Below are 14,846 nucleotides of genomic sequence, written 5' to 3' on the forward strand. Positions count from 1 at the left end.
GACAAGACAACATGACGACAGATACCCGACTCCGCATCAACGGCGCGCGCCTGTGGGACACGCTCATGCAGCAGGCACGCATCGGCGCCACGCCCAAGGGCGGCGTGCGCCGCCTCGCCCTGACCGATCTCGACCGCCAGGGACGCGACTTCTTTGTGGCACAGGCCGAAGCCGCCGGCTGCACCGTGCGCGTAGACGCCATCGGCAACCTGTTTGCGCGCCGCCCTGGCCGCAACAACGCGCTGCCGCCCGTGATGACCGGCAGCCATATCGACACGCAACCGACCGGCGGCAAGTTCGACGGCAACTACGGCGTGTTTGCAGGCATCGAGGTCGTGCGCACGCTCAACGACGCGGGCATTCAAACCGAAGCGCCCATTGAAGTGGCCGTATGGACCAACGAAGAAGGTTCGCGCTTCGTGCCGGTGATGATGGGCTCCGGCGCGTTCATCGGCGAGTTTGCGCTGGACGCCGTGCTGGCCGCGCAAGACCGCGATGGCGTGACCGTGGGCGAGGCGCTGCGCAGTATCGGCTACGCGGGCAGGGAGGCGGTTGGCGGTCGAGCCGTCGGTGCCTATTTCGAAGCGCATATCGAGCAAGGGCCGGTGTTGGAGGCGCACGCCACGACGATTGGTGTTGTGACTGGCGCGCTCGGCCAGCGCTGGTACGACGTGGTCTTGACCGGCATGGAGGCGCACGCCGGGCCCACGCCCATGGAGCTGCGCCGCGATGCCTTGATGCCGGCGGCTGAGCTGGTCGGCATTGCCAACCGCATTGCGGTGGAGCGTCCACCCCATGCGCGCGCTACGGTGGGCTGCCTGAGCGTGCATCCGGATTCGCGCAACGTGATTCCCGGCCAAGTATCGATGACGATCGACTTGCGTGCGGCGGACGATGCCGTGCTCTCGGACATGGATGCCGCGCTGCACGCTGCCGTAGGGGCGCTGCGCACACGCAGCGGCATCGACATCGCATTGCGCCAGGTCGTCTATTTCCCGCCGCAGCCGTTTGACGCCACGCTGGTGAACGCGGTGCGCAGCGGCGCGCGACAACTCGGGTTGTCGGAGATGGACGTGATCAGTGGTGCAGGCCATGACGCGGTCTACCTTGCCCGTGTCGCTCCCACCGCGATGATCTTCGTACCGTGCAAGGACGGCATCAGCCACAACGAGATCGAAGCCGCCCGCCCCGAACATCTCGAAGCCGGGGCCAACGTGCTGCTGCACGCGATGCTGCAAGCCGCCGGCCGCATTTGACACAACCACCCGACCGCCCATGCGCATCCTGATCGCCCGCTTCAATCACGAGACCAACACGTTCTCGCCGGTGCCGACGCCGCTGGCATCGTTCCAACCGCACTATGGCGATGATGCCTATCGCGCCGCCAAGGGCACACGCACGGCGGCGGGTGCGTTCATCGATCTGGCGGAGGCGGCGGGCGCGGAAATCGTCGTACCTGTCGTCGCCGGGGCCAACCCGAGCGGACGCGTCGCGGCCGAGGCGTACACCACGCTGTGCGACGCCATCGTCGCGGCTGCACCGGGGTGCGATGCACTGATGCTCGACCTGCACGGCGCGATGGTCGCCGAGAACAGCGACGACGGCGAAGGCGATCTGCTCGAACGCCTGCGCGCAGTGATGCCCGATGTGCCGATTACCGTCGCGCTGGATCTGCATGGCAATCTCACGCAGAAGTTCATCGATTTGGCAGACATTGCGGTCAGCTTCAAGACGTACCCGCACGTTGACATGTACGAAACCGGCGAGCACGCGGGCCGCCTGCTGTTCGACAAGCTGGCCGGCCGCGCGAACCCCGTGCTGACATGGCGCCGCTTGCCGATGGTCACACACACGCTGCGCAGCCGCACCGATGAAGGGGCGATGCATCGCGCCGTGGCGCTGGCCAAGCAGGCGGAGGATGACGGCATGCTGGCCGTCTCGATCCTTGCCGGATTCGGGCTGGCGGACATTGCCGCGCCGTGCCTTTCCATCGTGGTGGTGGGCAACGGCGACAAACAGGCTGCCGACGCCGCGGCGCAACGCATTGCCGCTGCCATCTGGGCCGACCGCGAAGGGTTCGTCTACCGCTCTGAACCGCTGGCCGAATCGATTGCCCGCGCAGCCGAGCTGGCGCAAGCGCCGGGCAACGCCCCCGTTCTGCTGCTCGACCACGGCGACAACTGCATGTCCGGCGGCACATGCGACGACATGCACGTCCTGCACGAAGCCCTGAAGCAGGGGTTGAGCGGCATCGCCGTCGGGCCGGTGTGCGACCCGCAAGCCGTGGCTGCGATGATCGAGGCGGGTGTGGGCGCCATGGTCACGCTGGCCGTGGGCGACAAGGTGCCCCTCGCGCAACTGGGCGTGTACCCGGTTCCCCGTGCCTTGCATGGCAAGGTCGCCGCCATCAGCGACGGCGAATACACCATCACGGGGCCCACCTACACCGGCCAGCGCATCCGCATGGGGCGCACGGCGCTACTGGACATTGGCGCGGCGCAGATCGTTGTCACCGAGACGCCGCAGGAGCACTGGGACCTTGGCATCTTTACGCACATCGGTGTGGACCCGCATATCGCACGGTTCGTGCTGCTGAAGTCGCGCATGTATTGCCGGCCCGTGTTCGTGCCGATCGCAAAGGCCGTGGTGGAGTGCGACGGCGGCGGTGTAACGAGTTCGGACTACGCGCGCTTTCCGTTTGCGAAGGTGCAGCGGCCCGTGTTTCCGCTCGACGCGCAAGCGGTGCTGGCCTGAGCGTTACGCGCTGTCGCGCTCAACGAGTGTGAAGCCCACGTCGAGCGTGCGACGTTCTTCGTCGCCGTGCTCGATGCGATCGATCAGTAACGTTGCCGCCAGCTTGCCGATGCCCGTGCCGTCGATGCGGATGGTGGTGAGCGCAGGCGTGGTGTCCTTGGCGAAGACCTGGTCGCCGTAACCGACCACGCGGAGTTGCTCGGGCACGGCAATGCCGCGATGTTCGGCTTCCATCAACACCCCGAGCGCAAGGACGTCGGCGCCGCAGAAGATGGCGTCGGTCTTCGGATGCTGCGCGAGCAATTCACCCAGCGCACGCCGGCCGTCGCCCAGGTTGGCGGGGGATTCGGCGGCAATCACGGGAATCTCCGCATCTGAACCGAACGTCTTCACGAAGGCGTGCGCGCGCGCCTGTGCACGGCGGTCGCTCGGCGTGATGACGGCGGGGCGCTTTGCACCGCGCTGCTTCAGATAGCGCGCCGCCGCCTGCCCGACCTTCTGGTGCGAGAAGCCGACCAGCATGTCCAGCGGGTTGCGCGTGATGTCCCACGTTTCCACGACCGGCACCCCGGCCGCCTGCAGCTTCTGCCGCACGCTGGCCGAGTGCACCACGCCTGTCAGTACGATGCCTGCAGGGCGCCGTCCGACGATGGCATTGAGCAGCGCATCTTCGCGCGACTCGTCGTAGCCGCTCTGGCCGATCAGCAATTGATAGCCCGCCGCGGCCAGCTCGGTGGTCAGTGCCGCGACCGTTTCCTGGAACACGCTGCCTGCAATCGTGGGGATGAGCGCGACGATCAACCGGCTGCGGTTGGATGCCAAGGAACCGGCCACCAGGTCCGGCGTATAGCCGGTTTGCCGCACCGCTTCGCGCACGCGTTCCAGCGTGTCGCTCGACACCAGCTCCGGCGTGTTCAGCGCGCGGGACACCGTCACCTTGGTCACACCCACCAGCTTGGCAAGGTCGCTCAATGTGACGCGCCCGGTGCGCTTGCGCGCACGGCGTGGCGTGGCGGGCGCGGTTTCTACGAGGGACACGGTGGGGGATTTGGTCACGTGATCGAGGGGCCGATTAGGGAAACATAAGGGAAAAAATGGGCTAGCAATTATCGCAAAAGCCGACTACGATTGCGCCAATGTTACCGGTTACATAAACCGGTAACATCAAAATCACGATAGACGACGGCTGCACCAGAAGACAGCCCGGAGGAGCACAGGATGTTACAGGCAACGCCAGCGTACGCTGGGCCGCTGATTCAACTGAATGCGGCAGACAACGTGTTGATCGCCCGCGAGGGGCTGTCGCTGGGGCAGAGCCTGTCCATCAACGGCACGGTGGTCCGCCTGCGCGCCCAGGTGCCGGCGGGGCACAAGATTGCCGCGCGCCGCATCGCCCAGGGCGAGCCCATCCGCAAATACGACACCATCATCGGCTGTGCGGCGCGCGACATCGAAGCGGGCGAACACGTCCACACGCACAACGTGGAGTTGATCGACTACGCACGCGATCCGGGTTTCGGCCTGGATGTGCGCCCGGTCGATTACATCCCCGAAGCCAAGCGCGCCACTTTCCACGGCATCGTCCGGCCCGATGGGCGTGTGGCTACGCGCAACTTCATCGGCATCCTGGCGTCGGTCAACTGCTCGGCCACCGTCATCAAGAACATTGCGGCGTGGTTCACGCCGGAGCGCCTGGCGTCGTTTCCCAATGTGGATGGCGTGGTGGCGTTTGCGCAGACGAGCGGTTGTGGGATGTCGTCGCCGTCGGAACACTTTGACGTGCTGCGCCGCACGCTGGCGGGCTACGCGCGGCATCCAAACCTGGCCGGGGTGCTGGTTGTTGGCCTGGGCTGCGAGCGCAACCAGGTGGCTGACTTGATGGCCAGCCAAGGGCTGGAAACGGGCAAGCTCATGCACACGCTGGTGATGCAGGACACCGGCGGCACGCGCGCCACCATCGAGGCGGGCATCGCCGCCATCCAGACGATTCTGCCCGCGGCCAATGACATCGTGCGCCGCCCGGTATCGGCCAGCCACATCAAGATCGGCCTGGAGTGCGGTGGCTCTGATGGTTTCTCGGGCATTACCGCCAACCCGGCGCTGGGTGCGGCGATGGACTTGCTGGTGCGTCACGGCGGCACGGCCATCCTGTCGGAAACGCCGGAGATCCACGGCGTGGAAACCATGCTCACGCGCCGTGCGGTGTCGCCGGAAGTCGGCCAGAAGCTGCTCGATCGGCTCGCCTGGTGGGAGAACTACACGCGCGGCCACAACGGCCAGTTCAACGGCGTGGTGGGCCCCGGCAACCAGCAGGGCGGTCTGGCCAACATCTTCGAAAAATCACTCGGTTCGGCCATGAAAGGCGGCACCACGCCGCTGCAGGCCGTGTACGAATACGCCGAGCCGATTGATCGCGCCGGCTTCGTCTTCATGGATTCGCCGGGCTACGACCCGGTTGCCGTCACGGGGCAGATTGCCAGCGGCGCCAACCTCATCTGCTTCACCACGGGACGCGGCTCGATGTTCGGCTCCAAGCCCGCTCCGACGATCAAGCTGGCCAGCAATACGCCCATGTTCCGCCGGCTTGAGGAAGACATGGACATCAACTGCGGTCGCATTCTCGACGGCGAACGCTCGGTGGATGAGATGGGCCAGGACATCTTCGAACACATCCTGCGCACCGCCTCGGGCGAGCGCACCAAGAGCGAACTGCTCGGCCTTGGGGACCATGAATTCGTGCCGTGGCACATGGGCATCGTGAGCTGACGCGCAGACGCACAGCCAAAACACTACAGACAGGAGACAACCATGCAGGACACGCCACAACGCGGCCCGCGCTCGAGAGTGCGCTGGGTCGTCGCCGGCCTCATGTGGGCGGCAATTGCCATCAACTACATCGACCGTACCGTGCTGTCGGCCGCCGCGCCGCACATCCAGAAAGAATTCCACCTGAGCGCGGTGGAAATGGGCGTCGTCATGTCGGCGTTCTTCTGGTCGTATGCGCTGCTGCAGTTGCCCGCGGGCATCCTGGCCGACCGCTTCGGGCAGAAGAAGGTGCTGGGCTTTGCGGTGCTGTGGTGGTCGCTGGCCACGGCCCTGACGGGGCTGGCCAACGGCTTCAAGTCGCTCGTTGGCTTGCGCGTGGCGCTGGGCATTGGTGAAGCGGGTGCGTACCCGAGCAGTGCTGGCATCACGGGACGCTGGTTCCCCAAGCAGGAACGGGCCACGGTGGCGGCCATTTTCGATAGCGGCTCCAAGCTCGGCAGCGCTGTCGCCTTGCCGCTCATCGCGTGGCTGTTGGTGGTGTTCGATTGGAAGATCACCTTTGCCGTGACGGGCGCGCTGGGCATCGTGTGGAGCGTGGTGTGGTGGGCCGTGTTCAAGGAGCGGCCCGCCGAGCACAAGGGTGTGAACGCGGCTGAGCTGGCGCACATCGAGCAAGGGCTGCCCCCTGCGCGCACCCAGGATGAACCCAAGGTGCCCTGGGCGAAGCTGCTCACGCACCGGAACATCTGGGCGATGTGCATCGGCTTCTTCATGATCAACTACAACTCGTACTTCTTCATCACGTGGCTGCCGACGTATCTCGTCAAGGAACGCGGTATGGGCCTCATGGAGATGGGTTTCATGGCGTCGCTGCCGCTGTTCGTGTCGATGTTCGTGGAGGTGTTTGCGGGCTGGGCGTCGGACCGCGTGTATGCCTCGGGCAAGCTGTCGCTCACGGCCACGCGCAAGCTGTTCCTGGTGACAGGGTTGGTGATGGCGTCGAGCATCGGGCTGGCGGCGTTCGCGCAGTCCGCGGCGGTGGCGGTCATCCTGCTGTGCATCGCCAAGTCGGGTACGACCGTGGCGGCGTCGCAGGTGTGGGCATTGCCGGCGGATGTGGCACCGGGCAACAACGTGTCGATGGTGGCGGGCCTGCAGAACAGCGTGTCGAACATGGGCGGCGTGGTCGGCCCGATCGTGACGGGTGCCATCGTGGGTGCCACCGGCTCGTTCATTCCGGCGCTGGTGTTCTCCGCCGCGCTGATCGGCCTGGCGATCCTCAATTACCTCTTCCTGCTCGGCAAGGTGGAACCCATCAGCTTCGAGCCAACTTTTGAAACAGTCCATTCGCATGACCAACGCAATGCAAACGCCCGCGCTTGACCGCCCGAACAGTTTCAAGGCCGCGCTGGCCGCCAAGCAACGCCAGATCGGCTTCTGGCTGGCGATGAGCGATCCGTACCTGGCGGAGGTGAGCGCCACCGCCGGCTTCGACTGGCTGCTGATCGACAGCGAGCACGCACCGAACGACGTGCGGACCATCCTTGCCCAACTGCAGGCCGTGGCGCCGTATCGCGCCGAGCCCATCGTGCGCCCGTATAACGGCGACCCGTCGCTCATCAAGCGCCTGCTCGACATCGGCGCACGCACGCTGCTCGTGCCGATGGTGGATACGGCGGAGCAGGCGCGCGAACTGGTGCGTGCGGTGCGTTACCCCCCGCTCGGCATGCGCGGCGTGGGCAGTGCCGTGGGCCGGGCATCGCGCTGGAGCGCCCGCACCGATTACCTGCAGATTGCCGATGATGAAGCCTGCCTGCTCGTCCAGGCCGAGACCGTCACCGCGCTGCAAAACCTCGAAGCCATCTGCGCGTTGGATGGCGTGGATGGCGTGTTCATCGGCCCGGCGGATCTGGCTGCGTCGATGGGCCATCTTGGCAACGCTGGCCACCCGGATGTGCAGGCCGCCATCGACAACGCCGTACGCACGATTGTTGCGTCGGGCAAGGCTGCTGGCACGTTGACGTCTGACCCGGCGCTGGCGCGTCACTATCTGGAGCTGGGCTGCACGTTCGTCGCCACCGGCGTTGATATCCTGATGTTCGCCAACGGCGCCCGGAAGCTCGCCCGCGAGTTCATCGCGCCACAAGGTGCCTGATTCTTCTTCCTTCTTTACCGGATCTGACATGACCCGCAAGACTTACCGGATCGCCGTGATCCCCGGCGACGGCATCGGCCGTGAAGTGATGCCCGAAGGCCTGCGCGTGCTCGAAGCCGCCGCGCGCCGTTTCGGCATCAGCCTCGAAACCCACCACATCGAATGGGCCAGTTGCGACTACTACCAGCAGCACGGCAAGATGATGCCCGACGACTGGAAAGCCCAACTCAAGGGCATGGACGCGATTTTCTTCGGCGCGGTGGGCTGGCCGGCCACGGTGCCCGATCACATCTCGCTATGGGGTTCGCTGCTCAAGTTCCGCCGCGAGTTTGACCAGTACATCAACCTGCGCCCTGTGCGCCTGTTTGAAGGCGTGCCGTGCCCGCTGGCCAATCGCAAGCCGGGCGACATCGACTACTACGTCGTGCGCGAAAACACCGAAGGCGAATACACGTCGCTGGGCGGCATCATGTACGAAGGCACCGACCGAGAGATCGTGATCCAGGAGTCGGTCTACTCGCGCCGCGGTGCAGAGCGTCTGCTGAAATTCGCCTTCGACCTCGCACAGAGCCGTGAGCGCAAGCACGTGACGCTTGCCACCAAGAGCAACGGCATTGCCATCAGCATGCCGTGGTGGGACGCCCGCGCCGATGAGGTTGCACAGCAATACCCCGATGTCACGCTCGACAAGCAGCACATCGACATCCTGACCGCGCGCTTTGTGTTGCAGCCGGGTCGCTTTGATGTGGTGGCCGCCACCAACTTGTTCGGCGACATCCTGTCTGATCTTGGCCCGGCAACGACCGGCACGATCGGGCTGGCGCCGTCGGCCAACCTGAATCCGGAGCGCACATTCCCGTCGCTGTTTGAGCCGGTGCACGGGTCGGCACCGGACATCTACGGCAAGAACATCGCCAACCCGATCGCGATGATCTGGTCGGGCGCGTTGATGCTCGATTTCCTCACGCAGAGCCAAGGTGCGGGCCGCGCCGCGCACGACGCCATCGTCGCGGCCATCGAAGCCGTGCTCAAGGACGGCCCGCGCACGCCGGATTTGGGCGGCACCGCCAGCACCACGCAGGTGGGCGAGGCGATTGCCGCGCACCTGGGTTGAACGGGCGGCTTGAGGGAATCCAAGATGGCTTTGCGCTTCGACCAACTTCGCCAGACGGGGCTCGTGCGCCCCGACAACCTGATCGACGGTCAATGGAAGGCCGGCGCTGACGGCGCACGCTTTGCCGTGACGGACCCGGCCACCGGCAGCCTCATCGCCAACGTGCCCGATAGCAGCGCTGCCGACGCGCGTGCCGCCACCGACGCGGCAGCGCGCGCCTTTCCCGCATGGCGCGACACGTTGCCGGCCGAGCGCGCCGCCATCCTGCGCCGCTGGCACGCGGCCATCGTCGCGAATGCCGATGCGCTGGGGCGGCTGATTTCGCTCGAACAGGGCAAGCCGTTTGCCGAAGGGCGCGGTGAAGTGCTGTACGGCGCCTCGTACGTCGCGTGGTTTGCCGACGAGGCCACGCGCATCTACGGCGATCTCATCCCGCAGCAGCAGCGCGGCAAGCGCATGAGCGCCGTCAAGGAGCCCGTGGGTATCGTCGCGGCCATCACGCCTTGGAATTTCCCGCTGGCGATGATTGCGCGCAAGATCGCGCCGGCACTGGCGGCGGGCTGTACCGTGGTCGCCAAGCCGGCGGAAGACACGCCGCTTACAGCACTCGCGCTGGCGCAGCTCGCCCAGGAAGCCGGATTGCCGCCGGGCGTGCTGAACATGATTTGCGCCTCGCGTGACCGCGGCATCGAGGCCGTGGCCGATTGGCTGCAGGACAGCCGCGTGCGCAAGATCACGTTCACGGGTTCGACGCCAGTGGGCAAGTATCTGGCGCGCGAATCGGCGGGCACGCTGAAGAAGCTCTCGCTGGAGCTGGGCGGCAATGCACCGTTCATCGTGTTTGATGACGCGGACCTCGACGCGGCCATCACGGGTTTGCTGGCGGCCAAGTTCCGCAACGGCGGCCAGACCTGCGTGTGCCCGAACCGCATCTACGTGCAAGCCGGTGTGTATGAGCGCTTTGGCGCCATGCTGGCCGAGCGGGTTTCCGCGCTGAAAGTCGCGCCCGCCACCGATCCGGATGCGCAGATTGGCCCGATGATCAACGCCCGCGCCGTCGACAAGATCGAGCGCCACGTGCAGGATGCCGTCGCCAACGGTGCGCGCGTGCTGGCGGGTGGCAAGCGCCTGCCGGAAGTTGGTGAACACTTCTACGCGCCCACCGTGCTGGCGGACGCCAACAGCGGTATGGCCCTGTGCGGCGAAGAAACCTTCGGGCCCGTTGCGCCGCTGTTCCGCTTTGTCGATGAAGCCGAAGCCGTCCAGGCCGCCAACGACACGCCGTTCGGGCTGGCCTCGTACTTCTATACGCAGGACATCCGCCGCATCGAGCGCGTTTCGCGGGCGCTGGAAGCGGGCATCGTCGGCATCAACGAAGGCGCGCTTGCCAGCGAGGCGGCGCCCTTTGGCGGCGTGAAGGAATCGGGCTACGGCCGTGAGGGCTCCAAGTACGGGCTCGACGATTACCTGTCGATCAAGTACCTGTGCCAGGGTGGCTTGAACTAACGCGCCGTTTCCCAGAAGCGTTGCGCACGGAACGGGCGAACATCCACGACGGGTGTCTCGCCCGTCATCATTTCTGCAATTAATCGCCCGGTAATCGGCCCCAGCGTCAGGCCGTGGTGTGCATGGCCGAACGCAAACCACAGGCTTGGGTGATGCGGCGCCGGCCCGATGATCGGCAACATATCGGGTGTGCAGGGGCGGGCGCCCATCCAGGGTTCCGCATCCACACGTTCGGCCAGCGGAAAGAGCTTGCGGGCGACGGGCTCGACGGCTTCCAGTTGCACGGGCGTCTTGGGCGCATCACGGTGCGCGAGTTCAGCGCCGGTGGTCAGGCGGATGCCGCGCGTCATCGGTGCCAGCACGTAGCCGCCGTCGGCATCGAGCACAGGATGGTTCAACTGCGTGCCCGGGGCGGGTGCGTAGTGCATGTGGTAGCCGCGCTTGACGGCCAGCGGCAGGCTGTAGCCCAGGCGCGAGGTGATGACGTCCGCCCAGGGTCCCATGGCGATGACGACGTGGTCCGCGCGCAGTTCGCCCTCCCGGGTTTGCAGCCGCCACGGCGCGTTGGGCGTCAGCGTGTTGGCATCGGCTTCAAACAGGCGGCCGCCGATCTGCTCGAAGTATTTCGCGTAGGCCGTCACCAGCGCATTCGGGTCGCTCACGGAATCGGCTTCCGTGTAGCGCAGGCCGCCCAGCAGCGATGTATCCAGATGGGGTTCAACGGTGCGCAGGCGCGCGGGGTCCAGCGTCTCAAAGGCGACGCCGTACTCGCGCTGCCAGCGCTCGACGTTGCGGGTTTCCTTGTCTTGCGTAGCGGCATTGCGGAAGACCTTGATCCAGCCGCTGGGGCGGATCAGATGCGTGGCGGCAGCAGCTTCGGCCAGCGCGCGGTGCTCGCTCACGCTGTGCGCAATGAGCGGCGCATACACACGCGCAATGGCTGCGTGCCGCGTGGGGTGCGAGTTGCGCCAGTACTGCCACAGAAACGGCAGCAGCCGGGGCAGATCGCCCGGGTGGTAGTGCACGTCCGCCGACGTGTTGCTCGCATAACGCAACAGCGTCGACACGTCGCGCGGGAACGCATACGGATACACACCCTCGCGCTGGATCAGCCCGGCATTGCCGAACGACGTCTCAAAGCCCGGTGCACGGCGGTCCACAAGGGCGACGGCGCGCCCGCGTTTCTGCAGATGCACCGCCACCGATACGCCGACAATGCCGGCGCCCAGCACAAGGGTGTCGAAGCGCATGGCAACCCGCTCCTTAACCCTTGGCCAGCGCCGTGACGGCGATCTCTACGTCAATGCCGGGGCGCATCAGGCCCGACTGCACGCAGGCGCGCGTGGGTGCGTGGCCGGTCGGCACCCAGGCTTCCCAGGCGGCGTTCAGCTCGGCAAAGTGCTTGGCGTCGGTCAGCCAGATGTTGGCCGAGATCAGGCGCGTCTTGTCCACCCCGGCTTCCGCCAGCAGCGTGTCGATACGCTCGAGGATGTTTTTGGTCTGCTCCGTGACCGACTTGAAATCGATGTCGGGCACTTGCCCGGCCAGATGCACGATGCCGTTGGCGATCACGATCTGGCTCATGCGGGCGTTGGTGTGGAGGCGTTGGATGTCGGTCATGTCGATTCGGAAGTGAACTCAGAAAAAGCGTGAGGAACGCCGATGGTAGCGCCCCTTGGCGTCACTTGCGTAGCGCCCGTCCCGCCAGAACATCCGGCACAGCCTTGCCGTCGGCCACGGCCAGCGCGCCGTTGACGAGCACCCAGCGCACCCCCACGGGCGGCAGCGCCGGCTGTTCATAGCTTGCGCGGTCGGCGTAGGTGGCGGGGTCGAAGATGATCAGATCGGCAAACTTGCCCGCCTGCACGGAGCCGCGATCTTTCATGCCGAAGATCTCGGCGGTGCGTGCGCTGGCCTGGCGGATCGCGAACGGCAACGTCATCACGTGCTTGCGCGTGACGTATTCGCCGATGCGGCGTGCGAAGGTGCCGGCTTCACGCGGGTGCCCGGCAATGCCGTCGGAGCCGCCCACCACGAAGTCCTGCTTCATGAAGGCTTCCAGATCGGTGTCGCTCATGTTGAACGACACGATGTTCGTGCCGCCGTGCTGGATCACGTCGATGGCCGCATCAACGGGGCTGACGCCCAGCTTCTTGCCCAGCGCTTCGAGCGATTGCCCGTTGTATTCGGGGTTGGTGGAGATCAGCACCTGCGCCGCCGGCCCGTTGCGCTGTTGCATGGCCTTTTCCATGTCGGCCGCAATGCGCGCACGCGTGGCCGGGTCTTCCAGCCGCTTGAGCAGTGCGGCGTTGCCGCCGTCGCGTGCCCAGCCCGGCACCAGCGCCGGAATGATGTGCGTGCTCGACGCCGTGTACGGATACTGGCTTGCCGATACGTTCATGCCGCTGGCCTGCGCTTCCCGTATCAGGCCGATGATCTCGGTGCTCTTGCCCCACGAATCCACACCCAGCGCCTTGATGTGCGAGATGTGAATCGGGATGCCTGACTGCCGGCCGATGTCCAGCGCTTCTTTCACCGCGTTGACGAGGCCAGTGCGGAAGTTGCCCTCGTCGCGCAGGTGCGTGTCGTAGATGCCGCCGCGCGCGGCCACTGTCTTGGCCAGTGCCACCACCTCGTCGGTTTTGGCAAACACGCCAGGCGTGTACACGAGGCCCGTCGACATGCCGAATGCGCCGTCGCGCATGCCGTCTTCCATCAGGCCTTGCATGGTTTTGAGTTCGTCAGCGGTGGGCGCGCGGGCCACGTCGCCCATCACGCGATGGCGTACGGCGTTGTGGCCGACCAGCATGGCCACGTTGGTACCGATGCGGTTGGCTTCCAGTGCCTGGAGCGCCGGCCCGATGCGGTCGAGATCGGGCCCGTCGCCTTCGAGCACGATGCCGTCATTGCCGATCACCACCGTCGTCACGCCCTGCAGCAGGTAGGGCAGGTTCTGGTGCCGGTCTTTGGAAATGAGGTTGTGATAGGCATGCGTGTGCGGATCAATAAAGCCCGGCGCCACCACCAGCCCGCGCGCGTCGAGCACCGTCTTCGCCGGCACGCCCGTGGCCGACGGCTGCACCAGCACAATGCGGTCATGGCGGATGCCCACGTCGGCCACGAACGGCGCACCACCACTGCCGTCGACCACGGTGCCGTTGCGGATCAGGATGTCGACCGGTTCAGGCGCCGGCGCGGCACTGGCCGTGCAAGCGAGCGCGAGGCTCAGCGTGAGGGCAGACAGCAGGCACTGCGGCAGACGGTGTAGGCGCATATTGGCTTCCTTTGAGTTTGCAGCGAGTGTAAGGAGCTTGGTTCCTTGCGTTGCATGCAAATGGTTGGGGCCGGTATGCGGGACAGACATGCAGGTTTCGCTGCCGATGCGATCCGGGGTAAGGCATCGAAACAACAGTCAGCAATATCAACATCAGAATTAAAACCTGCTAATCACCCGCAACCCCTTGTCAGCATTAGCTCCGACAACACATTGACGACAATGTGGTCGCGCCCCCACTCTAGAGGGGGGCACCTGCTTTGCCTCAATGACACAATCGCCGAAATTCAGAAGTCCATGCTCCGCCACGGCGTGCAGCATGGCGGACCGGTTGAGGGAGCTTCATGCAAGGAAGTTGGATTGCGATATCGGCGGCACGTGCGCGGGCGCATCGGCTTTATGGCGTGCGCGGCTGGCTCGTGACGCTGCTGTGGCTGAGCACATTGCCCGCGCTGGTGGTCGTGCTGGCGATGGCCACGGTGCTGATGTTGGGCGAGATGGGCGGGGGTGCGGCGCGGCCGGTGCTGGCGCTTGCGGGGCTGGCGTTTCCGTTGGGGCTGGTGGTGCTGGCGTTTTTGCGCGTGCGCTGGTTTCCGTGGGTCTGGCTGGGATATTGCCTGCTGCAACTGCTGGCCACGCTGGGCATGAGCGGTGGGATCAAGGCGTGGGCTGTGCAGGCATCGGGCGGTGCGGCAGCGGGGTTGCCGCTGGTGCTGTTGCTGGCGGCGGAGGTACTGGTGCCGATCGGGACGCTGGCGTATCTCGCCCGCTCGCGCCGCGTGCGCGTGACGTATCGGCATGAGGTGCGGGCGAGCGATCCGGCGGCCGCGCCGGCCGTGTTCGACAGGCTCAACCCGAACGAAACGCCCAGCGATGCCACCGACCACGCGCGAGAGCGCGCCGCACTGCGCCGCGTAACGCAGGAGCTGAGTTCCGGCGTGCTTGACACGCAAACCTGGATGCAAGTGATGCGCCATCACGCCGAGGCCACCGATGGTGCACGCACCACCGCCTATGTGCGGGCGCGCATGGCGGTGCTGTGTCCGCCGGCGCATGTGCATCCGCCGCTCGTGCGCACCCTCGCATCGGGTCTGGGCGCCCTGCTGGTCAGCCTGGTCGCAGCGGGTGCGCTGATGGCCGCGGTGATTGCGCTGGCGTTGCGCGTGCCGGGCGATGCCACCGCGCTGCTCGAATTGCTCGTCGCCGTGGCGCTCACCTTGAGCTGGCTGGCCGGGCTGTTCGTGGGGGCGCGCTTCCTGCGCGCCGTTGCCTGACGC

The 14,846-nt window shown here is 66.0% G+C and carries 12 protein-coding genes; 8 read left to right on the forward strand and 4 right to left on the reverse strand.

Annotated features, from left to right (window positions below; genetic code table 11):
* Positions 1–11: 11 nt before the first annotated feature.
* A complete protein-coding gene (locus R2N16_RS09695) occupies positions 12–1,256 on the forward strand; it encodes a Zn-dependent hydrolase (protein WP_316665450.1) in 1,245 nt (414 codons plus the stop codon).
* Between the two features lie 19 nt (positions 1,257–1,275).
* Positions 1,276–2,754, forward strand: a complete 1,479-nt coding sequence (locus tag R2N16_RS09700) for a M81 family metallopeptidase (RefSeq protein WP_316665451.1) — start codon at positions 1,276–1,278, stop codon at positions 2,752–2,754.
* A 3-nt stretch (positions 2,755–2,757) separates the two neighbouring features.
* On the opposite strand, the gene R2N16_RS09705 is transcribed toward R2N16_RS09700, so the two are convergent.
* On the reverse strand, positions 2,758–3,810 hold the full coding sequence (locus R2N16_RS09705; protein ID WP_316665452.1) for a LacI family DNA-binding transcriptional regulator: 1,053 nt from the start codon (positions 3,808–3,810) through the stop codon (positions 2,758–2,760).
* A gap of 162 nt (positions 3,811–3,972) precedes the next feature.
* Here R2N16_RS09705 and R2N16_RS09710 point away from each other — a divergent pair, with 162 nt between their 5' ends.
* Genes R2N16_RS09710 through R2N16_RS09730 form a run of 5 tightly spaced genes read left to right on the forward strand, consistent with a single transcriptional unit; the run spans position 3,973 to position 10,295 of the window.
* Positions 3,973–5,520, forward strand: coding sequence for a UxaA family hydrolase (locus R2N16_RS09710; RefSeq protein ID WP_316665453.1), 1,548 nt, complete (start codon positions 3,973–3,975; stop codon positions 5,518–5,520).
* Positions 5,521–5,562: 42 nt separating this feature from the next.
* On the forward strand, positions 5,563–6,903 hold the full coding sequence (locus R2N16_RS09715; protein ID WP_316665454.1) for an MFS transporter: 1,341 nt from the start codon (positions 5,563–5,565) through the stop codon (positions 6,901–6,903).
* A complete protein-coding gene (gene hpaI, locus R2N16_RS09720; RefSeq protein WP_316665455.1) occupies positions 6,872–7,675 on the forward strand; it encodes a 4-hydroxy-2-oxoheptanedioate aldolase in 804 nt (267 codons plus the stop codon). Before R2N16_RS09715 ends, hpaI begins: the two co-directional genes overlap by 32 nt.
* A gap of 28 nt (positions 7,676–7,703) precedes the next feature.
* Positions 7,704–8,789 (forward strand): tartrate dehydrogenase, encoded by a 1,086-nt coding sequence (locus R2N16_RS09725; protein WP_316665457.1) that lies wholly within the window; start codon positions 7,704–7,706, stop codon positions 8,787–8,789.
* 24 nt (positions 8,790–8,813) lie between these two features.
* On the forward strand, positions 8,814–10,295 hold the full coding sequence (locus R2N16_RS09730; protein ID WP_316665458.1) for an NAD-dependent succinate-semialdehyde dehydrogenase: 1,482 nt from the start codon (positions 8,814–8,816) through the stop codon (positions 10,293–10,295).
* Here the strand turns inward: R2N16_RS09730 and R2N16_RS09735 are convergent.
* The 3 genes from R2N16_RS09735 to R2N16_RS09745 all read right to left on the reverse strand — a co-directional run bounded on the left by R2N16_RS09735 (position 10,292) and on the right by R2N16_RS09745 (position 13,569).
* Positions 10,292–11,545: an NAD(P)/FAD-dependent oxidoreductase gene (locus R2N16_RS09735; RefSeq protein ID WP_316665460.1), complete on the reverse strand. Its 1,254-nt coding sequence runs from the start codon at positions 11,543–11,545 to the stop codon at positions 10,292–10,294. The two genes, R2N16_RS09730 and R2N16_RS09735, sit on opposite strands and share 4 nt — an antisense overlap.
* 13 nt (positions 11,546–11,558) lie before the next feature.
* Positions 11,559–11,915 carry a RidA family protein gene (locus tag R2N16_RS09740; RefSeq protein ID WP_316665461.1) on the reverse strand — a complete coding sequence of 119 codons (357 nt, stop codon included), beginning with the start codon at positions 11,913–11,915 and terminating at the stop codon, positions 11,559–11,561.
* A gap of 61 nt (positions 11,916–11,976) precedes the next feature.
* Positions 11,977–13,569 (reverse strand): N-acyl-D-amino-acid deacylase family protein, encoded by a 1,593-nt coding sequence (locus R2N16_RS09745; protein ID WP_316665462.1) that lies wholly within the window; start codon positions 13,567–13,569, stop codon positions 11,977–11,979.
* A 344-nt stretch (positions 13,570–13,913) separates the two neighbouring features.
* Between R2N16_RS09745 and R2N16_RS09750 the strand changes: the two genes are divergently transcribed.
* Entirely contained in the window at positions 13,914–14,843 is a 930-nt protein-coding gene (locus R2N16_RS09750; RefSeq protein WP_316665463.1) for a hypothetical protein, read from the forward strand.
* The last annotated feature ends 3 nt before the right edge of the window (positions 14,844–14,846 follow it).

The sequence above is a fragment of the Ralstonia psammae genome, assembly GCF_958405935.1.
In the GTDB taxonomy this organism is placed as follows: Bacteria; Pseudomonadota; Gammaproteobacteria; order Burkholderiales; family Burkholderiaceae; genus Ralstonia; species Ralstonia psammae.

Bases quoted from the DNA above. Each gene is read 5' to 3' on its own strand.
- R2N16_RS09710 (WP_316665453.1), top strand. From the start codon at position 3,973: ATGTTACAGGCAACGCCAGCGTACGCTGGGCCGCTGATTCAACTGAAT.
- R2N16_RS09730 (WP_316665458.1), top strand. From the start codon at position 8,814: ATGGCTTTGCGCTTCGACCAACTTCGCCAGACGGGGCTCGTGCGCCCC.
- R2N16_RS09735 (WP_316665460.1), bottom strand. From the start codon at position 11,545: ATGCGCTTCGACACCCTTGTGCTGGGCGCCGGCATTGTCGGCGTATCG.
- R2N16_RS09715 (WP_316665454.1), top strand. From the start codon at position 5,563: ATGCAGGACACGCCACAACGCGGCCCGCGCTCGAGAGTGCGCTGGGTC.
- R2N16_RS09745 (WP_316665462.1), bottom strand. From the start codon at position 13,569: ATGCGCCTACACCGTCTGCCGCAGTGCCTGCTGTCTGCCCTCACGCTG.
- hpaI (WP_316665455.1), top strand. From the start codon at position 6,872: ATGACCAACGCAATGCAAACGCCCGCGCTTGACCGCCCGAACAGTTTC.
- R2N16_RS09700 (WP_316665451.1), top strand. From the start codon at position 1,276: ATGCGCATCCTGATCGCCCGCTTCAATCACGAGACCAACACGTTCTCG.
- R2N16_RS09750 (WP_316665463.1), top strand. From the start codon at position 13,914: ATGCAAGGAAGTTGGATTGCGATATCGGCGGCACGTGCGCGGGCGCAT.
- R2N16_RS09740 (WP_316665461.1), bottom strand. From the start codon at position 11,915: ATGACCGACATCCAACGCCTCCACACCAACGCCCGCATGAGCCAGATC.
- R2N16_RS09725 (WP_316665457.1), top strand. From the start codon at position 7,704: ATGACCCGCAAGACTTACCGGATCGCCGTGATCCCCGGCGACGGCATC.
- R2N16_RS09695 (WP_316665450.1), top strand. From the start codon at position 12: ATGACGACAGATACCCGACTCCGCATCAACGGCGCGCGCCTGTGGGAC.